The sequence below is a fragment of the Paenibacillus sp. 1A_MP2 genome (assembly GCF_052244825.1).
Taxonomy (GTDB): domain Bacteria; phylum Bacillota; class Bacilli; order Paenibacillales; family Paenibacillaceae; genus Paenibacillus; species Paenibacillus vandeheii.
The window spans coordinates 2,047,171-2,069,061 of record NZ_JBQQCS010000001.1; the positions used below are offsets into that span (position 1 = coordinate 2,047,171).

At 46.8% G+C, this 21,891-nt stretch carries 14 protein-coding genes and 4 pseudogenes; 16 read left to right on the top strand and 2 right to left on the bottom strand.

The window, feature by feature from the left end; genetic code table 11:
• Positions 1-219: 219 nt before the first annotated feature.
• The 7 genes and pseudogenes from gcvH (at position 220) to ACTWJ7_RS10160 (ending at position 6,334) form a co-directional block, all read left to right on the top strand.
• Positions 220-608: pseudogene (gene gcvH / locus ACTWJ7_RS10130) on the top strand (glycine cleavage system protein GcvH).
• 575 nt (positions 609-1,183) lie between these two features.
• Positions 1,184-2,650: a PTS mannitol transporter subunit IICB gene (locus tag ACTWJ7_RS10135; RefSeq protein WP_024633108.1), complete on the top strand. Its 1,467-nt coding sequence runs from the start codon at positions 1,184-1,186 to the stop codon at positions 2,648-2,650.
• Positions 2,650-2,907 carry an HTH domain-containing protein gene (locus ACTWJ7_RS10140; protein WP_443145378.1) on the top strand — a complete coding sequence of 86 codons (258 nt, stop codon included), beginning with the start codon at positions 2,650-2,652 and terminating at the stop codon, positions 2,905-2,907. Before ACTWJ7_RS10135 ends, ACTWJ7_RS10140 begins: the two co-directional genes overlap by 1 nt.
• The gene (locus ACTWJ7_RS10145; RefSeq protein ID WP_443145379.1) at positions 2,874-4,256 is read left to right on the top strand and encodes a BglG family transcription antiterminator; all 1,383 of its coding nucleotides are present in this window, start codon (positions 2,874-2,876) and stop codon (positions 4,254-4,256) included. Before ACTWJ7_RS10140 ends, ACTWJ7_RS10145 begins: the two co-directional genes overlap by 34 nt.
• A gap of 32 nt (positions 4,257-4,288) precedes the next feature.
• The gene (locus ACTWJ7_RS10150) at positions 4,289-4,756 is read left to right on the top strand and encodes a PTS sugar transporter subunit IIA (RefSeq protein ID WP_443145380.1); all 468 of its coding nucleotides are present in this window, start codon (positions 4,289-4,291) and stop codon (positions 4,754-4,756) included.
• The gene (locus ACTWJ7_RS10155; RefSeq protein WP_024633110.1) at positions 4,753-5,187 is read left to right on the top strand and encodes a PTS sugar transporter subunit IIA; all 435 of its coding nucleotides are present in this window, start codon (positions 4,753-4,755) and stop codon (positions 5,185-5,187) included. Before ACTWJ7_RS10150 ends, ACTWJ7_RS10155 begins: the two co-directional genes overlap by 4 nt.
• Positions 5,184-6,334, top strand: a pseudogene (locus ACTWJ7_RS10160) (mannitol-1-phosphate 5-dehydrogenase). Before ACTWJ7_RS10155 ends, ACTWJ7_RS10160 begins: the two are co-directional and overlap by 4 nt.
• A gap of 52 nt (positions 6,335-6,386) precedes the next feature.
• Here the strand turns inward: ACTWJ7_RS10160 and ACTWJ7_RS10165 are convergent.
• Positions 6,387-6,635 carry a cysteine-rich CWC family protein gene (locus ACTWJ7_RS10165; protein ID WP_301878301.1) on the bottom strand — a complete coding sequence of 83 codons (249 nt, stop codon included), beginning with the start codon at positions 6,633-6,635 and terminating at the stop codon, positions 6,387-6,389.
• 93 nt (positions 6,636-6,728) lie between these two features.
• Positions 6,729-8,749: pseudogene (locus tag ACTWJ7_RS10170) on the bottom strand (endonuclease MutS2).
• A gap of 576 nt (positions 8,750-9,325) precedes the next feature.
• Between ACTWJ7_RS10170 and ACTWJ7_RS10175 the strand changes: the two are divergent.
• The 9 genes and pseudogenes from ACTWJ7_RS10175 (at position 9,326) to ACTWJ7_RS10215 (ending at position 21,867) form a co-directional block, all read left to right on the top strand.
• Positions 9,326-11,665, top strand: a complete 2,340-nt coding sequence (locus tag ACTWJ7_RS10175) for a helix-turn-helix domain-containing protein (protein ID WP_301878298.1) — start codon at positions 9,326-9,328, stop codon at positions 11,663-11,665.
• A gap of 283 nt (positions 11,666-11,948) precedes the next feature.
• A complete protein-coding gene (locus ACTWJ7_RS10180; protein WP_063566889.1) occupies positions 11,949-12,902 on the top strand; it encodes an ABC transporter permease in 954 nt (317 codons plus the stop codon).
• 45 nt (positions 12,903-12,947) lie between these two features.
• Complete coding sequence (locus ACTWJ7_RS10185; protein ID WP_024633116.1) at positions 12,948-13,820, top strand: carbohydrate ABC transporter permease; 873 nt, start codon at positions 12,948-12,950, stop codon at positions 13,818-13,820.
• Between the two features lie 66 nt (positions 13,821-13,886).
• Positions 13,887-15,384, top strand: a pseudogene (locus tag ACTWJ7_RS10190) (extracellular solute-binding protein).
• Positions 15,385-15,407: 23 nt separating this feature from the next.
• The gene (locus ACTWJ7_RS10195) at positions 15,408-16,433 is read left to right on the top strand and encodes a glycoside hydrolase family 88/105 protein (protein ID WP_443145381.1); all 1,026 of its coding nucleotides are present in this window, start codon (positions 15,408-15,410) and stop codon (positions 16,431-16,433) included.
• Between the two features lie 165 nt (positions 16,434-16,598).
• Positions 16,599-18,110: an extracellular solute-binding protein gene (locus tag ACTWJ7_RS10200; RefSeq protein WP_301878293.1), complete on the top strand. Its 1,512-nt coding sequence runs from the start codon at positions 16,599-16,601 to the stop codon at positions 18,108-18,110.
• Positions 18,111-18,441: 331 nt separating this feature from the next.
• Positions 18,442-19,308 carry an S-layer homology domain-containing protein gene (locus tag ACTWJ7_RS10205; RefSeq protein ID WP_443145382.1) on the top strand — a complete coding sequence of 289 codons (867 nt, stop codon included), beginning with the start codon at positions 18,442-18,444 and terminating at the stop codon, positions 19,306-19,308.
• Positions 19,305-19,613, top strand: coding sequence for a hypothetical protein (locus ACTWJ7_RS10210; RefSeq protein WP_443145383.1), 309 nt, complete (start codon positions 19,305-19,307; stop codon positions 19,611-19,613). Before ACTWJ7_RS10205 ends, ACTWJ7_RS10210 begins: the two co-directional genes overlap by 4 nt.
• Positions 19,614-19,632: 19 nt before the next feature.
• Positions 19,633-21,867: a DUF5704 domain-containing protein gene (locus ACTWJ7_RS10215; RefSeq protein ID WP_443145384.1), complete on the top strand. Its 2,235-nt coding sequence runs from the start codon at positions 19,633-19,635 to the stop codon at positions 21,865-21,867.
• Positions 21,868-21,891: the final 24 nt, after the last annotated feature.

Below are 21,891 nucleotides of genomic sequence, written 5' to 3' on the forward strand. Positions count from 1 at the left end.
TAATGTTCGTATATTTTTAAAGAGCACGCTTACTTTTCTAATATTCACCATTATATGTAGAGAGAGCCCAATGGAGTTACAGGCATATAAGGAAGAAAGTCAAATAAATTGTAAGGTATCTTGACATTTGAATCTAAAATATCATACGCTATGTTTTGGGAAAAAGGTTAAGGTCAAAGAAGCGCATGCACTCATTAATGAAAAGCGAGGCGGATATCGATGAGCGAATTAAAAAGTGATTTCCTGTACAGTGAAGAGCACGAATGGGTGCAGACCGTAGGGAGGATACCGTACGTATTGGCATTACCGAATTCGCGCAGCATCAGCTGGGTGACATTGTGTTTGTAGAATTGCCTGACCTTGAATCGGATGTAAAGGCGGAAGACAGCATTGGAACAATTGAATCCGTCAAAACCGTTTCGGATTTGTTTTCTCCTGTAAGTGGAACAATTGTTGCTGTAAATGAGGCATTGCAGGATTCCCCGGAGCTAGTTAATAACTCTCCATATGAAGAAGGCTGGATGATCGAAATCCGTGTTGAGGGCGATTTGACAGCAGCACTGTCCACATTGATGAATGCGGATGCGTATCGTAAACATACGGAATAAAACTAGGGTTGCATTTTCCGCTGGAGACTGAATTTCAGCCTCAGGCCAAATGCCGTTTAACTTAAAAAGAATGAATCGATTGATTATAGATCCGGATGGTAATCCTGCTAATCCGGAGAATACTTAGGCGCAATTGTCTCACCTGTAACGGGCTGAGCAATTGCGCTTTTTGCCGTTGTTATTAGAGTATTTCAGATTATTTGAATGAAATGAATAACACCCTAACGTGTTTCATCATCAATCCTGAATGAGATAGAAACTGCTCATTAAAATTGAATAAATTTACAATTTTATTTGTCATTAAAATGGGGTAATTCGTGGGTATGATACAGGAAAGGGAATAACAGGTTCCATTCCTTATACAAGGTTCAAAATGGGACAATCCTTCAAATTTAAATCTTGTCATCAACGTTCATGACGGAAGTAGGTTTTCATTTCGTTGTAGAAGATACCGTTTTCATTTACGATATGGTTGTGAAATTAAGATTTATTACAGATTTGTACCTTCGTTCGTCTGGATCATCGTGTCAAAATTCAGTGGAATTAAGGTTTAATATGTTGAGGAGGTTTTTAGTATGAGTTCAGTGGACGCAAAGTCCGGAAAAAGCGGAGGAATACGGGTCGGCGTTCAGAAGTTTGGACGTTTCCTGAGTGGTATGGTTATGCCGAACATGGGTGCATTTATCGCCTGGGGTTTAATTACGGCATTGTTCATTCCAAAAGGATGGTTCCCTAACGCAGATTTTGCATTGTTGGTTGATCCAATGATCAAATATTTGCTGCCGTTACTTATCGGTTACACAGGCGGTACGATGGTACACGGCCAACGTGGTGGTGTAGTCGGTGCGATTATGACCATCGGGGTTATTGTCGGCAGTGACATCCCCATGTTTCTTGGTGCCATGATTGCGGGACCGTTGGGAGCCTGGGTCATTAAGAAATTTGACAAGGCTGTCGATGGCAAAATTAAATCCGGGTTTGAGATGCTCGTTAACAACTTCTCCGCTGGTATTATTGGTGGGATTTTGGCCCTTCTAGCGCTTAAAGGTATCGGGCCTTTCGTTGAAGCGATTAGCAAGGTGTTATCGGCTGGGGTAGAAACCTTGATGAATGCTGGTCTTCTCCCGCTGGTCAACTTGATCATTGAGCCAGGAAAAGTATTATTCCTGAACAATGCCATCAACCATGGGATTCTGACACCGATTGGTACGGATCAGGCAAGAGAACTGGGACAATCCGTATTATTCATGCTTGAATCCAATCCGGGACCTGGACTTGGCATTTTGCTGGCCTACTGCTTCTTTGGTCGGGGATCAGCTAAATCTTCCGCTCCAGGTGCTGTAATTATCCATTTCTTTGGCGGGATTCACGAGATTTATTTCCCTTACATTCTGATGAGACCGATACTGATTCTGGCTGCGATGGCTGGTGGTGTAGCGGGTACATTGACTTTTATGCTGACAGGAGCTGGTTTGGTTTCAGCACCGTCACCGGGTAGTATCATTGCTTACTCTTTGTTAACACCTAAGGGTGGATATCTTGGCATGTTTGCAGGGGTAGCCGTAGCTGCGATCATCTCCTTCCTTGTGGCATCTGTGCTGCTCAAAACAGGTAAACAGAAGGATGACGAAGATCTGGATACTGCATCCAGTCGTATGAAAGACATGAAAAATCAGGGCAAAACGGGTAACCTCACCGTTGATAAAGACAATCGGGAAGCTGACCGTGCGGCTGATATTGCTTCTGCGGCAGTAAAAACGGACATAAACAAAATTGTCTTCTCCTGTGATGCAGGAATGGGTTCGAGTGCCATGGGTGCATCGATTCTGCGGAAGAAAATGAAGGCAGCCGGTGTGGATGTCGCTGTAACGAACACGGCGATCAGTGAGATTCCGCAAGATGCCGACATCGTCATCACTCAGAAAACATTGACAGACCGGGCCAAATCCGTGGCTCCAAATGCAGAGCATATTTCCATCGATAACTTCCTGAAGAGTCCTGAATATGAGGCACTGGTGGAGCGCCTCAAATCGGACTCCTGATGAGTAATATTACAAGGAGACAGCGTGAGATCGTGGAGTTCCTGCTGGAGCATCCGCATGAGGTAACTGCTGGCGAAATAGCTGTTGCGGTCAAAGTAAGCACCCGTACTGTGCATCGGGAGCTGCAGATGATTGAACAATGGCTTGAGCCCCTTGGCATGAGATTGGAAAAAAATCGGGAACCGGGGTTCGAATTGATCCCGGTTCCGATGATTTGGCTGTATTGCGCCAACAACTTGAGCTTAACGAATATGTAGAGTTTACGCCCGAAGAGCGTAAACTCTTCATGCTTTGTATTTTGCTGGATGAGTCCGAGCCTGTGAAGCTGCTTGCGCTGGCCTCAGATCTGAAGGTAACCGTGTCTACGGCGAGCAATGATCTGGACGATCTGGAGCCACGCATTCATCTGGCAGGCTTGAAGCTGGTTCGCAGACGCGGATATGGGGTCAAGATCAATGGAAGCGAGTGGGCTCATCGCATGGCTATTTCTGCGCTCGCTCTTGAATATCTGGATGAATCCGATTTGTTCGGTAGGCAAGCGGAGCAGGGCGTCTCCAAAGTAAACAGTAAACTATTGGAAATGATTGGGCATGAGGATGTACTTACGGTCGAAAATGCGTTGTGGCAGCCAGATATTGAGTGGTTGGAAAATATTCCGGAGCGTCAATACATGAAGCTGCTGATTCAAATGTCTGTAGCGGTTGTGCGTATCCGTAAGGGCTTTGGTATTGGTCTGGGCTCTCAACTGGATAAAAAAGACGTTGGAAATTCGCTGCAAGGCGACAAGGGGAAGGTACCAGAATATTTGGCTTCCCGTTTGTGCGGTGTTCTGTCTGCCCAGCTTGGAATTGATTTTGTGGACGAGGAGCAGGCTTATTTTCACAGACTGCTGATTGAAATCGAGCGATCGATTCATTCCTCACGTCTGCTGCCCATAGACGATCTGGTCTTACTCAATATGGTTCGTTCTCTCACAGATCGAATGCAGGAGAATACCCATTATTCGTTCCATGAGGATCGGCTGCTGCGTGAGGGTCTAATTGCTCACATGGAGCCGGTGCTGGAACGAATGGATGGACGGCAGCTCATCCGTAATCCATTGCTTCAGCAGATCCGCAAGGATTATGAATCATTATTTGAGGATGTAAAGAAAGCGGTGCGAGAGGCTTGGCCCAATACGGATGTGCCGGATGAGGAGATTGGATTTTTGGTGATGCACTTCGGTGCTTCCATTGAACGGCTGCGGGTGCTGAAGCGAGAAATCAGGGCTGTCGTCGTCTGTACCAGCGGAATCGGATCTTCACGAATGTTATCGAGCCGTCTGTCCAAGGAAATTCCCGAAATTCGGATTGTGGACAGCGTGTCATGGTATGAAGCCGCACGTATACCGAAGACGGAATATGATTTGGTTCTCTCTACCGTGGATCTGCCAATGGATAAACATCAATACTACAAGGTGAGCCCACTACTGACGGCAGAAGAAAGTGAACGTTTAAGGCACTTCATCAGGACAACAACGCTTCAACGGGAACATAGTCCCCACCTGAAGCAGAGTCAAGGGCAACTGGACGATTTACCGATCCGGTTGGGCTTGAAGCCACCCTGATTGAAATTGTACAGATTATCGGCAAGTTTCAGGTGTTCCCACTGGATAATCAAGAGATCGGATTTTTCAAAACGGCCTACGCCATGTGCAGCGTTTTGCATCAATCTGGTGTGTTGAACAATCCAGAAGAGATTGCCAGGCTGCTGGAGGAGCGTGAAGAGGTTGGAAGCCAGAAAATTCCCGGGACTTCCCTCGCGCTGTTTCATACACGCAGTGATGGCATTCACAGTCCTTCAATCACGCTTTTCCAACTGACAGAGCCGCTTCTGCGCACGCCGGAAGACCCGGCAGGTGTCAGCCATGTGCTCTTGATGCTTGGACCGAGACAGTTATCGAAGGAAAGCTTGGAGGTACTGAGTGAGATCAGTGCGCTATTGTTGCAGGAAGAAATGATTGCATTACTTGAAAAAGGCAACCGGGATGACCTTATTCATTACTTGTCCCAAGAACTTGCGGGATTTTACCGCAGCAAAACCGAAATTGGAGGTATTCAAACATGAGTGTGTTAACTAAAGATAAAGTCATCATGAATGCAACGGCTCAGGACAAATACGAAGCGATTCGTATGGCAGGTCAGATTTTGAAAGACGCGGGACATATCACCGCAGAATACATTGACAAAATGCTGGAGCGTGAAGAGATTGTCTCCACGTATGTGGGCAACGGACTGGCGATTCCACACGGCACGAAGGAATCCAAATCATTCATCCTGTCCACAGGTATATCGGTTATTCAGTTCCCGCAAGGTGTTGATTTTGGGGAAGAAAAAGCGTATATGGTGATTGGTATCGCCGCTCAGGGCGGAGAACATATGGAGATCCTGACCAGCATCGCAGTCATCTGTGCTGAGGAAGAGAACATGGAAGCTCTGCGTCATGCTCAAACCGCTGAAGAAGTCATTACTATTTTGGAAAGTGAAATGGAACTATGAAGGCCCTTCACTTCGGAGCAGGGAATATTGGACGTGGTTTCATTGGTTTGATCCTGTCCCGTGCTGGCTACAATGTCGTTTTCTCGGACGTTAACCAGGAGCTGGTTAAGGCTCTAGAGCAGCGTGGAGAGTACACGGTTGAGCTGGCTAACGAGGCCAAGGACCTGGAGACCGTTACCGGTGTGAGTGCAATCGATGGAACGAATCTGGATACCGTCGCTCAAAACGTTGCAGAAGCGGAACTGATCACAACGGCCGTGGGTGTAGGCATTCTGAAACATATTGCTCCCGGTATTGCGAAAGGTCTTACAGCCAGACTGGGAACAGGTGATGTCTTCCAGCCCCTTCACATTATTGCCTGTGAAAATGCAATTGGAGCCAGCACTCAGCTGAAAGAACATGTATATGGTCTGCTTGATGAGCGTACTCGCCTGCTTGCGGATCAGTACGTGTATTTCCCGGATTCAGCCGTAGACCGTATTGTGCCGATTCAGCATCATGAGGATCCATTACATGTACAGGTAGAGCCTTTCTATGAATGGGTCGTTGACCGTTCACAAATGGCCCCTGCTTTCAAACCGGTTGAGGGTGTAATGTATGTGGATGATCTGGAGCCGTATATCGAACGGAAGCTGTTTACCGTAAATACCGGACACTGTATTGCCGCCTATATTGGATATGTAAACGGGTTTGATACAATTCAGAAGGCTATTGCCGATGAAAAAGTCAAATCTATTGTATATGGGGCCTTGCAGGAAACCGGGGCAGTATTGGTGAAGCGTTTTGGATTCAATGCGGATGACCATCAGCTGTACATTGCCAAAATATTGGAACGGTTCGTTAACCCACATCTGACGGATGAGGTAACTCGTGTAGGACGTTCTCCGCTGCGGAAGCTGTCCCGAATGACCGTCTGGTTCGCCCGGCTCTCCAGGCTTACGAGTACGGAACGGAGACAACACATCTGGCGATGGGAATGGCGGCTGCCTGCAAGTTTAATATTTCCGAAGATCCGGAAGCAGTGGAGCTTCAGACTACGATCCAGCAAAAAGGGATTGAAGCAGCACTCAGCCAGTATACGTCCATGGACGAGAACCATCCTGTACTGAAGCAAGCGGTAGCGCATTATCAACAAATGCAGAAGTAACATTCTTCATTACAGTACAACGTAATATCGACAGAAGAAGAGCCTCACAGGGTTAACTGTGAGGCTCTTTATTTTGCTCTGCCTTCTTTTTATACTTATCCAGACATGCTTCGCATATACAAGACTTCCTGCGTTGTTCTGCCGGAATGGGGTCAAATACCCCTTCGGGGAACACGGCCTGGTTACACCAGCATGCTGAATGAGGGCGGCCTGCTGCATAGGAACAGCCATTGGCTTCACCACATAAAGGACATACAAGGACTTCTGCAGTCACCTTCTTTGTATCCTGCTCAACAGACATATGAGTCTTCCTTCCCCGTTGAATTTCTTAACCACGAACGATCGATAGGTTTATTAAAGTATATCAACTCCACCCATGATATCAATCCTGTGGTTATTCTTCAGGAGGCAATTCAATCGTCAATCCTTCCACATGCTTGCGACCCATCAGTTTGCGCTTCTTCCGGTTTTCCTTGGTCTCCAGCACAATGTCGAGGTCATAGTCGTCGCCCGGATAAAGTTCCTGTGCAGATATATGCAAAGTCAGGCGTTTCTTGTGAATTTTGACTTTGCGTCCGCGCAGCATGACTCCGATATTCCCGCGACTGTCCTCCACATCGCAGACAATTCCTGACTGGTTCAGATAGGCTGCATAGACGCGATCCCCTTTTCGGAATGCTTTGGCAGGGGATGTGGGTTTTGATGCTCCAGTCCAATTGGACTGGTTTCTAAGGCCAGTTTGTACGGACGGGCTGACAGGTTCGTTGACAGGTTCCAACGTGTTCCTTGTTTTATTTGAATGCTTTTGTTCAGCCATGCTGCTTTTTGGTGATGGTGAAGAATTCACGTCGGGCACAGCTGATGTAAAGTTTGGAGAGACACGTTGCGAGACTCCCTGATCTGAAATGAGCTTGGAGCGCTCAATAATGCGCTGCGGCATCCCCAGCTTCAATGCAATGGAATAGGCATAGCTTTCCCGGCTTCTCCAATCCGCAATCGATAGAGAGGCTGGAGCGAGACTGTATCAAATTCCATTCGTGCATTCTCAAATCCAGACGTGGCTGCCGCAAAATGTTTGATTTCCCCAAAATGGGTAGTGGCGACAACAGTAGCTCCGCGGCTGTGCAGCTCCTCCAGCATAGCGATCGAGAGTCCCACTCCTTCACCGGGATCGGTACCGGAGGCCATCTCATCAATAAGCACAAGCGTCGATGAATCGGCTTGAGCCAGGATGCCAATCATGTTGCGAATATGTGCAGAAAAGGTGCTGAGTGCTTGCTCCAGGCTCTGCCCATCACCGATATCGACGGCAACCTCATGATACACGGCCATCTCGCCCTCTTCAGCGACAGGGACAAGCAGACCGGATTGCATCATCAGGGTGAGCAGACCTAGTGTCTTGAGGGCAACCGTTTTGCCGCCTGTATTCGGTCCTGTAATGATCAGTGAGGAATACGTGTGACCAATTGCAAAATCAAGAGGTACCATGGATGCGCCCATTAATGGATGGCGTGCTCCTTGAAGCCGAACCCGTCCATTGGCATTGACGCGTACAGTTTGTCCGTCCATGGTCGCCGCATATTTCGCTTTGGCGAATAGAAAATCCAGAACCCCTACCGTTTCCGTATTTAGCGCAATTTCACGATGATAAGACTCTGCCATGGAGGTTAAGTCACCTAGGATTTTCATCTCTTCCCGTGATTCCTCCGCTTGCAGTGAAGCCATCTCCATTTGCAAACCTACTAATTCCGCTGGCTCAATGTATACGGTTTGGCCGCTGCCTGACTCATCCAGCACACTGCCTTTAACGTGTTTGCGGAATTCTTTCTTGATGGGCAGCACCGTTCTTCCACCACGTTGGCTAATGACATTCTCCTGCATAATGGAGCGGTGTTTGCTTATGAGAGAATCCAGCTTGCGCTTCATGCGCTCCTCATTCACCGTCATTTTTTTACGAATACGTATTAGCTCCTTGCTTGCCTGATCCTGAAGGCGACCATTATGGATGCATCGTTCAATCTCGCTCAGCAGGGACTCCATCCATATCATGGATGAAGCGTATCGGCTGACTGTAGGAGCAATCTCGGATTTACCCTCCATGTATTTCATAAGCTGTGCGCAGCTGCGTAGAAATTGGGTGAGATGGCTGAAATCCCGCTCCGTGAACAAATAACCGGTGCCGAGCAGATCCATGATGGTCTCCATGCCGTCCAGTGAAGGGATGGGTACACTTGCGCCGTAACGAATCAAAGCAGCAGCCTCAGCGGTCTCTTCCAGCCGCATTTGAATCAGAGGCGCGTCCACCATGGGCTTCATGTCTCTTGCATAACGTTTGCCCAGATAGGATAGGGCACAGGCTGCAACGTTTTTTTGAATTTGGGAATAACCCAGACTGTTTAGTGTGTTTTCATTCATGCTTGATCTCTCCTTGGTTATAAAATGGAATTTCGGTTTAAGCGATGGAACATATTCCCGGAAAACGCAAAAGGGCGGAGAATGAACAAACGTCATTCTCCGCCCTTAACGTAGGGGAAAGCAGGGCCCGTTATAGGTCTATACAAAAAAATCCACGCTGAACACAGCGCGGAAATAGACCCGGACACGTACAATCCCGGAGGCGATTTATGATATCCGCTGTTCTTAACTAAGTACAGGGTAATGGCGCATCAAAAAATACACGTATGCCATAAGGCACAAGCGAATCGAAGGCCAAACTCCTGAATATGAAACTTGGTTAGTTAAGAACGCTCACCGACATCAAAATCTCTCCTTTGATTGAGGAATATGCAACCAATATAAACTGGAAATTGCCTTAAAGTCAACCTTCAATAATAAATAGTGGACTTGAATAACAATGGGTTTTAAAATAACAATAGTAAATTAATCCAATGAAAGCGATATTATACATACGTTTTGCATGAGATCGGGAAGTAATTCCGAAAGCGTTCTCGTTCAAATAACGCAAAATGAACACAAAGGAGGATGCTCTTTTTGCCTAAATATCTGCTGCGTTTGCTCTGTTTTACCATGATTCTTGGAGCCCTTCCGGTCATTGTTATTGGTTCAGTCTCCTATTCGATTGCTTCGCGTGACATTGAGCAGAAGGTACGTGAGAGTAATTTGCAGATTCTGCATCAGACCCAAATGCGGGTAGAGCAAGTGCTGCGCAGTCTGCAATTGTCGTCCATCCAATATGTGAATTCTCCATTGGTTTTACAAGCGATGAAAAAACCGTTGGACAGCAGCGAATTCCAGGACATTCGTGATCTGACCTCCGGATTTAATAATTTGCAATCGGTTACAAATATTGATCAGGCCTATCTCGTGAATCTGGATGAAGACTGGGTCGTTTCGATGAGATCCTTTGGAAAGTTGGATGATTTTAGTATTCGGGACCGGATTGGCTCCTATTTGAAATATACTAACAGCCTGTTCTGGGTGACGCAAAATGTGAGTTCAACCAAAGAAAGTAGTGTGCCAGTATCGGCCGGAGTGGGTGAAGCGGCACAAGAACCCGCGCCTACCCTTATTTCATCTGACAATGTGGTCAGCATGGTATTCAAGATTCCGATGATCCCAACGAATGTGAAACCCAAGGGATTTCTGGTTATAGACATAGCTGATACAGAGCTAAGTACATTTCTGAGTCGAAATTCAAATTCAGGAGATATGTACGTCCTTGATCGGGAGCAGAAATATTTTCTAAACGATACACAGCAAGACGGGAAATACGATGCGCTGAATCAGGAAATCCATGAAAAGGTACAAACGACGGGACTCTCGGAGGGCTTCTTCAGTGCAGAAGTAGAAGGAAGTCAGGTGGCGGTTAGCTACAGGCAATCCCCACTTAATGGCTGGTTGTATGTGTCCGTTGTATCGCTGGGTCAGATAACCGCTCAGTCGAAGAAAATTGCATTGGTTACGGGAGTGGCTACACTGGTCATGTTATGTGTGACAGGACTGGTAGCCATCTACGGCAGCCGCAAGATGTATTCTCCGATTTCCAGACTTCTGCAGTTTACGAAAGGACTGGATTCTCCAGTGGCTCCGTCGGGACGCCGTCAGGATGAATTTATATACATCGAAGAGCGATTATCAACCTTATTCAGCTCGGAGAAAACGATGCGTGAGCAGATGAAGGGTCAGCATGTTCATTTGCAGGAATTTTTTATGACCAAACTGCTTACAGGCAAAATATCGGAAGATGACTTCAGATATCAGGGACAGCTCTATGATTTTCCGACATCCTGGTCACGGCTAGGGGTACTCACGCTTCAGATCGATACCCTTGAAGGGACAAGGTATGAAGAGCAGGACCGGGACCTGCTGCTGTTCGCATTAAACAATATGGTCGGTGAGCTGCTGCCTTCGGATATTCGATTTGCCCCTGTCATGATTGATGACGCCCAGGTTACGGTGCTGGCCTCCGTGCTGGAGGATGAAGTACAGCTCAAAGAATGGATGCATTCCCAAGCCGAATTGATTCGTGAGCGGGTCGTAACCTATCTGAATCTGCCCGTAAGTATCGGTATCAGCCGCTCCTATTCTGCAATAGGTGATTCACCAAGAGCTTATCAGGAGAGTCGTGAGGCTCTGCAAGGCAGGGTAAGTCTGGGGAGCCGTATTATTTTGCATTATGAGGATATTCAGCCGCGCGGTCAGACGGAGGCAGCGTTATATACACAGCTCAGGATGATTGAAGACCAGCTGGCTTCTGCACTCAAGCAAGGAGACGAGGAGAAAACGGATGTGTACTTTAAGCGGTATCTCGGATTGCTTGCAGACAAGAAGCTGCACTTCAGCGAGTACCCCGTTATCATGGTTCAGCTGTTGTCCCGTGTGTACCAGCTTGTGCAGGAGCAGGGTGGTAATGTTGCGGAAGTGTTGGGTGAAAAAGCTTCCATGGCTCGATTGTTGAAGTTGTCCACATTGGATGAAATGACGAATTGGTTCCGCAAATGTTTATTCCAACCTGTCATTCGATTCTGGCGCGAACAGGAAGAGTCTCAATATCTGAATATAGCCCGCCGGATGATTCGACTGATTGAGGAGCGTTATGATCGCGATTTGTCACTGGAGGCTTGCGCAGAAGAACTGAATTTTCATCCAGTCTACCTGAGCCGTGTGTTCAAAAAGGAGGCTGGTGTGAATTTTACGGAATACCTGGCCGAATATCGGATGGAAAAAGCCAAAACCTGGCTGCAGACGACCAACCTGAAAATATCGGAGATTGCTGAGAAACTCAATTACACGAACCCCACCGCTTTTATCCGAACCTTTCGTAAAATTACTGGAACCACCCCCGGAAAATACCGGGAGCAGCAGCGATAATAGCCACCTGCTCTGCCTGCCATGGCAGGCAGGTTTTTCTTTGTTTCAGGGTCAGCCTTTTTACTGTGATTGGAGCAGAGTTAAGACAGGAATATCGGAGGTTAAATGGGGTTCATTGAGGGGAGCAGCCCAGGGATATAAACGTCCTAAACCCTTGATACATAAGGGAAAACAAGAAGCTAAAACGAGACGATAGCCAGTTACCCGTTTATCCTCCACAATGAAGACATGAATTCAGGAAGTGATATTTTGTAATCGTTTCCAATGTGGGGAGGAACACACTATGAAAGCCGAAACGGCGGCTCGGACACGGCCCGCTACCCGCAGTGACAAAAACCTGCTGTGGAGGGACATTATCAAAAACCGGTGGCTCTATATTATGTTGATACCGGGCGTGCTCTACTTTGTTATTTTCAAATATATACCCATGTACGGCATTACGATGGCTTTTCAGGATTACACGCCTTACAAGGGCATTCTGGGCAGCGACTGGGTAGGATTCAAGCACTTCCAGCGTTTCTTCGGGGAACCGCAGTTCTGGACCTTGTTCCGGAATACGTTTTTGCTAGCGATTTATAATATGGTGTTCTTCTTTCCACTGCCCATTGTATTGGCACTGATGATGAATGAAGTTCGCCGTGAACGGTTCAAACGATTTGTACAGACGCTGGTATATGTACCGCACTTTGTTTCCTGGGTTGTGGTGGTGGGTGTGTTCTACATGCTGTTCACAACCGAGGGCGGCGCCATTAACGAATTACTTTATAATCTGACGGGACAAAAAGTGGCTTTCCTGCTGGAGCCCGGCTGGTTTCGAACGATGATTGTTGGACAATCCATCTGGAAAGAGGTCGGTTGGGGCACGATTATTTTCCTGGCGGCACTGTCTGGTGTAGATACACAGCTCTATGAGGCTGCACGGATGGATGGTGCCAATCGCTGGCGACAGACGTGGCATATTACGCTGCCTGCCATCCGCAGCACGATTATTATTTTGCTCATTCTGCGTCTGGGCAACTTCCTGGATACAGGCTTTGAACAAATCTTCCTGATGCTGACGCCGACGAACCGGGATGTGGGTGAGGTATTCGATACTTATGTCTACACCAAAGGTCTCACACAGGCACAGTACAGTTATAGTGCTGCTGTCGGTTTGTTCAAGTCGGTGGTTGGACTTGCGCTTGTACTAGGTGCCAACACGATGGCCAAAAAATTCGGGGAGGAAGGCGTCTACTAACGCTTGGCAGCAGACGTTCTTCACCAGACAGGAGTGAACATTAAGATGCAACAGGATAAAACGTGGGGCAACCGGATCTTTGATATCCTCAATCATGGCTTTCTGCTATTAATCGGAATCGTGACCGTTATCCCGTTCATTTATATTTTGGCCGTCTCGTTTACCAGCCCGCATGAAGTGGCCAAAGGAGGATTCATTCTTTTTCCGAAAGAATTTTCCCTCGCCGCTTATCGCTACATCTTCTCTACAGACACATTGATTCGCAGTCTGGGCGTATCGATCTATATCACCGTAATCGGTACGCTGCTTAACCTGTTGTTTACGTCGCTTATGGCGTATCCGCTCTCCAGAAGATACTTGCGTGGCCGTCAGCCGATCTTGCTGGGTGTGCTGTTCACGATGCTGTTCAGCGGTGGGATGATCCCAACCTACTTTGTCGTAAAATCATTACACCTGACCGATACGTTATGGTCTCTGATGCTGCCTACCGCAATTAGTGCGTTCAACCTGATCGTACTTAAAAACTTCTTCCAGGCCATTCCGGACGAACTGGAGGATGCCGCCAAAATCGATGGATGTAACGATGTGGGTGTGTTGTTCCGAATTGTTCTGCCTTTGTCGATGCCGGCAATGGCTACATTCTCACTCTTTTACGCGGTGGCTCACTGGAACAGCTTCTTCAACGCTGTCATTTATATCAACGATAGTGAAAAGTGGCCCGTACAAGTGTGGCTGCGTGAGATTGTCATCCTGGCCCAGAGCCGGATCGGAGATACGAGTATCGAAGAGACCGAGATTCAGCCGCTTACCATTCGAATGGCCGTTATCGTGTTCTCCACGATTCCAATCATGCTGGTCTACCCGTTCCTGCAAAAGCATTTTGCCAAAGGAGTGATGCTGGGCTCGGTAAAAGGTTAAATTGGTATACGTTTGACTATCGGAACTGGATCATGACTGTATATAAAAAGGGGAGGTTTTCGTTTGATGAAAGCAACAATAAAGAAAGCCGCAGCTGTTTTGAGCACACTGGCACTGGTGACAGGTCTGTTGGCAGGGTGTGGATCGGATGAAGGTCAGGCTGCCGAGGGCGGCGTTCAGAACGTGTCCATTGCAATCGTACAGGTGGGAGATGTACCTAGCAAAGGGAATGAGGTCCAGCAAAAGATTGAGGCGTATACCAATACCAAGCTGGACATTCAGTGGATTCCGGCTTCGGCTTACAATGACAAAATTAATGTCATGATTGCATCCGGCGATATGCCCAAAATTTTGAAAGTACAGTATAACCCGACTGTGACGAGTGCAATGCGTAACGACGTATTCTGGGAAGTTGGACCATTGCTGAAGGATTATAAAAATCTGTCTGCACAAAACGAGCGTTTCTTTGACAATATCAAAGTGGAAGGCAAAATCTATGGGTACCCGGATTCTCTGATATTGCCCGTGCAACGGTCATTTACCGTAAAGATTGGTTCGATAAACTGAATCTCAAGGTACCAACGACACCGGATGAATGGTATGAAACGATTAAGACGCTGGCAACCTCCGATCCGGATGGAGACGGTCTGAATAATACGTTTGGATTGATGCTTTTCAAAAAATATAACGAGGATCAATACTCCTTCACTACACGTCTTGGCGTGAGCTTTGGTGCTCCAAACAAGTGGAAAGTAGAGGATGACGGCAGCTTTACACCTGAATTCATGACACCAGAGTATATGCAGGTGCTGGATTTGCTGAAACGTTTGTACAGTGAGAAGCTGCTGAATCAGGACTTTGCCGTATTTGACTCCACAGAAGCGGAGAAGAAATTTGATACAGGCGTAGCTGGCATCCGTGTTGGTGTTGCCCAGAACGGGAAGAGCCAGCAAGAGCGTCTGTCCAAGAACGACCCGAATGCCGTGGTAGACATTGAAGGTCTGCTCGGTGTGAATGGTGACCGCGTTGCAGGGCAGACGGGTAACTCCGGCATTCTGGCTTTCCCGAAAGCAACGGTGAAATCGGAGGAAGAGCTGAAAAACCTGTTATCTTTCCTGGATAAACTGATGGACCCGAGATGGCGACGCTGCTGATGCGTGGTATTGAAGATAAACATTACAAGAAGGTTGGCGAAGATCAGGTGGAGATGAGCGACTTCGACGCATTCCAGCGTGAAGTGAAGCCTTATCGTGACAACCTGCCTTACGTCGAAGGATATAATGTGCCGAAGTTGAAAGATACTGAACTGGGTGAGAAGGGTACGGAACTTGCCAAAGAGCTGGCAGAACATGCTGTGCCAAACCCTGCATTAACTTTGTATTCGGCTACGTATGGTGACCGTGGGGCAGATCTGGATCAGATGATTGCAGATGCGCAGACCAAATATATTATGGGCAAAATCGATGAAAATGGCTGGAAACAGGAAATTGAGAATTGGGGCAATGCGGGCGGTACCAAAATTCGTGAGGAATATGCCGAGGACTACAAAAAACAGGCTAAATAAAAAGCCGGAAGCGGAGGAACCCCATGAAAGAAACAATGCAATTCACACCAGTACGGATGGCTGAACAGTTCATGGAAAGTTATCGCAATCATGAGCTGTATCCGACCTGGCATTATGAAAATGGTTGTCTGCTGAAAGCGCTGGAAGAGCTGTATACCCATACCGGTGAACAAAAATATTTCGATTACATCCGTGAACTGATGGATAATTTTATTCAGGAAGATGGCTCAATTCGCTCCTATGCAGTCGAGGAGTATAACCTGGACCAGATTAACCAGGGAAAATCATTGTTCCTGTTGCTGAACAAAACCGGTGAAGAGAAGTACCGTAAAGCCGTAGATTTGCTCATGGTCCAGCTTAAGGGGCAGCCCCGTACGAGTGAAGGTGGATTCTGGCATAAGAAGGTCTATCCGTTCCAGATGTGGCTGGATGGGCTTTATATGGCCACTCCGTTCCTAACACAGTATGGTGCCGCTACAGGCGAAGAGAAGTGGTTTGACAAGGCGGCATTACAGCTGCTGCTGGTGGAGAAGCGTACACGGGATCCACGCAGCGGTCTGATGTACCATGCCTGGGATGAGAGCAAGGAACAGCGCTGGAGTTCGGGAGAAACCGGATGTTCTCCGCATGTATGGAGCCGGGCGATGGGCTGGTATGTGATGGCGGTAGTGGATACACTGGATCATCTGCCTGTAGATCATGAGCAGCGCGGCCAGATTGTGGGGATCTTCGAACGTGTAGCGAATGCGCTTGTACATGTACAGGACCAACAGTCCGGGCTATGGCCTCATCTGCTTGATCAGCCGGGGCGTGAGCGCAACTATCTGGAGGCTTCGGGATCCTCCATGTTTGTTTACGCACTGGCTAAGGGGGTACGGCAGGGTTACCTGAGTGGCAAGTTCAAAGCGATTGCAGAAAAGGGGTATCAGGGTCTGCTGCAGCATCTGCTGCAAACGGATCGCGAAGGCGTATTGTCCCTGACGCAGTGTAACGGAGGAGCAGGTCTGGGCGGTACCCGTATCGTGACGGGTCATACGAGTATTATGTGACTGAATCCATTCGGATTAATGATCCGAAATCGGTTGCTCCGTTTATTTTGGCAGGAGTGGAGATGGAACTGGCGACACGCTAGTTCTTTTCTTCAGACTCATTTATGATAGCGCATTCATTGTGCGTACCCTGAACAATTTCGTTATCCAAAGGAGAGATGGTTCATGAGTCCAAAAGGTCAGATGTCCCGTTTAGGTGGATTAGTTGTGGTTGGTGCAATGTCCGCTGGACTGCTTGCAGGCTGTGGGGGAGAAAAAGCGCCTGCGGCAGGGGATGGCAAGCTTCCCATTTCGATTTCTTTGATGCAGGTAGGTGATGTGCCGGCCAAGGAGAATGGGATTGAACAAAAGATTGAGGAATATACCAACACGGATGTCAATGTACAGTGGATTCCGCAGTCTGCTTTTGATGATAAAGTGAACGTCATGGTAGCTTCGGGCGAGATGCCAACCATTATGCGGGTGAATTATGTACCCACAACATTTAATGCAGCCAAAACGGGGCTGTTCTGGGAAATTGGACCTTACCTGAAGGATTATAAAAACCTGTCAGCTCAAAACGAGGCTTATTTTGACAATATCAAGATCGAAGGCAAGATTTACGGAGTGCCCAACTTTCGCGATATCGGGCGTACAGCCATGGTGTACCGCAAGGACTGGTTTGACAAGCTGAAGCTGGATGTACCGAAAACGCTGGATGACTGGTACGAAGTGATGCGTTCCATTCGCAAGGATGATCCTGATGGTAACGGCAAGGAAGATACGTATGGAACGGTGCTGTTCAAAAAGTACAACGAAGGTGTATCCTCTCCGCTTACACGAATCGCCGTAAGTATCGGTGGGGTGAACAAATGGGGTGTGGACGACGCGGGCAAACTTACGCCCGAATTCCTGACCACAGAATATGTGGACACGATGAAGCTGTTCAAGCGTCTGTTCAGTGAGGGATTGATCAACAGTGACTTTCCTGCGCTGGACCCTTCCGATGCGGACAAAAAAATTGACTCCGGTCTGGTAGCCATGAAGCTGAACGGTGTTGCCCAGAACGGAAAGTCATTCCAGCAGCGGCTGACACCAAACGTGCCGGATGGCGAGATTGATGTGGCTCCGTTTCAGGGACCGGATGGTATTCGAATTGCCGGGGAACCGGGGAATTATGGCATGCTTGTCATTCCCAAAGCTTCCGTATCGGACGAAGAACAGTTAAAACAGGTGCTGACGTTCCTGGATCAACTGTTGGACGAACCCCTCAGTACGCTCCAGCTGCGGGGTCTTGAGGATGTACACTATACGAAGACTTCGGATGGCAAAACCGAGTTCAAGGACTTCGACGGGTATCAGCGCGAAGTGAAGCCGTATCGTGACAATTTGCTAAGCGTTGAAGGATATAACGTGGCTGAGCTTGTCGATGTACCGATCGGTATGAAGGGCACGAAGATGGCGCGGGAGAATGAGCAGTACGCCATTCCGAATCCGGCGCTGACCCTGTCCTCTGCCATCTATACGGAGCGCGGCCAGGAGCTGGATCAGATGATCTGGGATGCACAGACCAAGTACATTATGGGCAAAATTGATGATGCTGGATGGGAGCAGGAAGTGGAGAACTGGAGAAAATCCGGCGGAGACCAGCTGATTTCCGAATTTGAAGCGTCTTATGCTGAGCTAAACGGAAAGTAGTAATAGTAATTAAAAAAAGAGTGGTCAAATGGAATGGAATCGTTTATTCTATAAGAGTGATTTTTTTACAAAATTAAACAGTGATTACACCTTAAAGAATAAGGCTATGAATCTGCGGATTCGTGGCCTTTTTTTGTGCATTAAGAGGTGAATTAGTTCTTAGGGAGGAGGTTTGTCTTGAAAAAACAATACCTATCGCCTAGATTGACATGGTAGAATATTGATTATTATGACAAATTTAGGTTTTGGTTTGAAAAGAAATACGAGAGTACTGAACAAGCAGCATTAAGCAGAAGTTTGCCCCATATTAAGGTACATAGGAGGAAAGAAAATGAAAAAAGTAATATTAACAGGAGTGGCTGCACTAACTCTACTTTCCGCACAAGCATCTATCGGCCCACAACCCGTAATAGCTGCAATTACCGACGACATCAAGGTTGTACAAAAATTCAAAGACATTACTGGCCATTGGGCAGAGTCCAGTATACTTCAGGCTATTCAGCGAGGCTATGTCGATGGTTTCCCAGATGGGAAATTCCTGCCCAACAATATAGTTACCAGGGCAGAATTTGTGAAAATGACGGTATCTGCTTTAGATCTGGAGGTCGGTTCTATATCCGGGAGCTGGTATATCTCGTACGTCAACGCTGCCCAATCAGCAGGGATCTATAAAGCAGGCGACTTTTCAAATTCGGATTGGACAAAGCCAATGTCTCGGGAGGAAATGTCAAAAGTAGCTGTCCGAGCACTTGGGGTTACCGACGTAGAAGACAAACAATGGATGTACTTGGCCACCAAGAACGGTGTTATCACAGGCACGGCACCAGGTGAAATCTCGCCAGAGGGAACTACAACTCGCGCTCAAGCAATTGCTGTTATTGAACGGGTTTTGTCAATAAAGGATGGCAAGACATTGGTATCTGATAAGTATGCTGTCGCGGCTGCGGAACTGTACTGGCACAAGACCAATATTTTCACTGTTGCAGAAGAAATATTTAATGGTCCGAAAAACTCCAATCACAGATTTGGTATTGAATCATGGAAACAGTCCAACCTTACCGTTTCAGCCCCTAACGGCTCTGTTCAGGGTCGCGTAAACAGTCTGATTGCAATTGATTGGAATGACCCGAAAGACCCTAATCGAAAACTGCTTCCATCCAAAGATAAGTTCTTCTGGCTCTACGGGGACAAGAAATGAAATTCGCTGACAATGCTGAGTGTTATATCTTGTTACTTGACTCCGAACTGACAGTTAATAAGAATCCACAAGGATATAGAACGAATAGACTTGCCCTTTCTGTTCGAGGATATAATGGAACATCAAGTAAAGAAAGACTTACCGAAGCAATGCCTATTCGCTCAAAGGATTCTAATAAGGAAATATACGGTTTAGTGATTCCAAAAGGTGGATTTTCCCATAATGGATTATTGGAAGTTGGAGTTGAAACAATTACTGCTGGATCTCCTGTCTATCAAAGTAGACTAGCAGTATCCAAGCTTTAATAGGTAAGGATGTGGTCCTTTGAAAACCAGAATTCTTCCCATAGTTTTGCTCTCAGTTTTCATTTTTCAACTTCTGCCACCAAGCTGTTTTCTTAATACCGCAATAGCTGCTGGAGAGGTTACTGAGATTATTGATTATAAGATGAATGGGAACGGATATGTATATGGCGGGCTTCTTTTCTCAGATAAGCCTTCACTATCGACAGAACCAATCATTATTCCTGAAAAAGCTGGAAAAATCATAAAGAAATTAGAGTGGTTGAGCAAGTCTGGCGACGTACTCCGTTCAGTTTCCATACCTTCTGGGAAAATTAAATTTACTGAAACTGATAAGTTAACTGACACATTAAATGGAACGAGGTATAAAGTAAGCTCTATAAATAATACAAATTATGGCGGTGTCTACTATTGGGACAGATGGACAGCTGGCGATTCAGGAAACTTTAACGGAAAATATTGGCGTGCTGGGGGAGGACGAGTATCAGTTACTACGAGTCAACCCAGCCAATACTGTCCAAGCGGAGTTCCAACGGAAAACAAAAACCCTAACACGGGCGTAAGTTTTGGTGCCGATCTACCGAAATTTCCAGGATGTACAGATCCTAACCTAGCAGCTGATATTCCACGTTCCAAGGGTTTTTATATTGTTGCTGATGGAAATTCACTCGATGGAATATGGGTTCAAGATGCTGGGATTTCCAAAATCGATGTAGTAGCATCTAAAATTACTATCGACAAAACGTCTCCAATAGATGATGTACATGGCTCTCAGGGCTACACTGATGCAAGTACCATTGCAGGTCAAGTCGTTGACGTACCAAACTTGAACTTGATTACGATCAGCTTTAAACAAACATTTAACAATGACACTTATAGGAAATACTGGGCGAATCCAGGAGCAAAACAAGTATGGTACTTTTCGAAATTCATAGCCGACTTTGATTCCTACACCTACGTATACAAGGATAAGAAATTGAAAGTTACGTATGCAGATGGAACATCCGGACTCGAGATCAGCGGTAACACTTGCGTAGCTCCAAACGGAACAACTCAGTTAACAGCAACTTTGACAAAGGTAGATGGAAGTGTTTGGCCCCTACAAAGCCATGCCAAGCTCACGTGGTCAAGTTCTAACACATCTACGATGACGGTTAATAGTTCTGGATTAGTAGCAGCGGTTGCCCCAACTGGCACAGCAACGATTACTGCACACTTTGTTGACGCTACCCAAGCGCTTGATGAAAAGGATAGCTTTGAGATGACAGTTGGCTCGGGTGCTTCATGCACCGACAGTGGCGGAGGAGGCAATCAACCCGAAATTCCTGAAGGTAATGGATCGGGACAATGCAGTTGGACGATTGGAAGTCCTTCTCCAGGGACAGTTATGAGGCAAAGTGACATGGACCCAGGTGCCAATGGAGTTATTCGGGCTGACGACAGGGATTCCGAAAAATTCGATGTTCTTAAAGGCATTCCAACAACTGAATCTCTTTATACCAACACGTTAGCTGATGAATATTTGTTCAAACAGGATTGGGGAAAAATGTCTGGAAAGACCACATATGACTGTACTGTTGAAGTTACGTATGCACGTCAATGGACAGTACCCGGTCCTCAAGTATGTACTGAAACTGGTTGTACTCCAGGACCTCCGGTGACAAAAACGGATACTCAGTCCAAAACATATACATTCCAATTATTCAGGGATTACTCGTACTGGCAAATTAATAATTTGGAAGTATACAAGATAAAGCAGGCTGAAATGAGTAACTATGCCTTGCCTGGTGGGAAGGTCACCATGACACCTTCAGGGTATACGCCACCATCACTTGATTCGAGTAATGATGCGGATGTTAATAGTCACGTTAGACCAGCTAATACATCATCAATCACTTTTTCTCCACCACTTCTAACAGGGGGATTGAACTCTCCACCATCTCTTCCGGATCACACATCCACGCTTAAAGGGATGGCTGAAAGCAATACGCCCCAAAGCAAAGTGAGTAATGATATGGTCAATTTTAATGGTCCAACGATCATGAGTTCTTCGGAAACGACGAAGGATGGGCCAATTCCGTCTAATATTCCTAATCCGACTACTATTAACGGTGATGTACTGTATAAGCCTAATAACATGATCAGCAATACGCTCATAAATAAGGCAAATACCACGAGTTCCGGCGAAATTTATTACGATTTGTTGCCGGGCAATGTAAATGGGGAATCAACAAGGTTTTTCCAATCAACAGCATAAATACGGTCACGGTACATACACCTG

What these genes read in the sequence shown, in the direction of transcription:
- ACTWJ7_RS10135 (WP_024633108.1), top strand. Translation starts at nt 1,184, where the DNA reads ATGAGTTCAGTGGACGCAAAGTCCGGAAAAAGCGGAGGAATACGGGTC.
- ACTWJ7_RS10140 (WP_443145378.1), top strand. Translation starts at nt 2,650, where the DNA reads ATGAGTAATATTACAAGGAGACAGCGTGAGATCGTGGAGTTCCTGCTG.
- ACTWJ7_RS10155 (WP_024633110.1), top strand. Translation starts at nt 4,753, where the DNA reads ATGAGTGTGTTAACTAAAGATAAAGTCATCATGAATGCAACGGCTCAG.
- ACTWJ7_RS10165 (WP_301878301.1), bottom strand. Translation starts at nt 6,635, where the DNA reads ATGTCTGTTGAGCAGGATACAAAGAAGGTGACTGCAGAAGTCCTTGTA.
- ACTWJ7_RS10180 (WP_063566889.1), top strand. Translation starts at nt 11,949, where the DNA reads ATGAAAGCCGAAACGGCGGCTCGGACACGGCCCGCTACCCGCAGTGAC.
- ACTWJ7_RS10185 (WP_024633116.1), top strand. Translation starts at nt 12,948, where the DNA reads ATGCAACAGGATAAAACGTGGGGCAACCGGATCTTTGATATCCTCAAT.
- ACTWJ7_RS10195 (WP_443145381.1), top strand. Translation starts at nt 15,408, where the DNA reads ATGAAAGAAACAATGCAATTCACACCAGTACGGATGGCTGAACAGTTC.
- ACTWJ7_RS10200 (WP_301878293.1), top strand. Translation starts at nt 16,599, where the DNA reads ATGAGTCCAAAAGGTCAGATGTCCCGTTTAGGTGGATTAGTTGTGGTT.
- ACTWJ7_RS10205 (WP_443145382.1), top strand. Translation starts at nt 18,442, where the DNA reads ATGAAAAAAGTAATATTAACAGGAGTGGCTGCACTAACTCTACTTTCC.
- ACTWJ7_RS10210 (WP_443145383.1), top strand. Translation starts at nt 19,305, where the DNA reads ATGAAATTCGCTGACAATGCTGAGTGTTATATCTTGTTACTTGACTCC.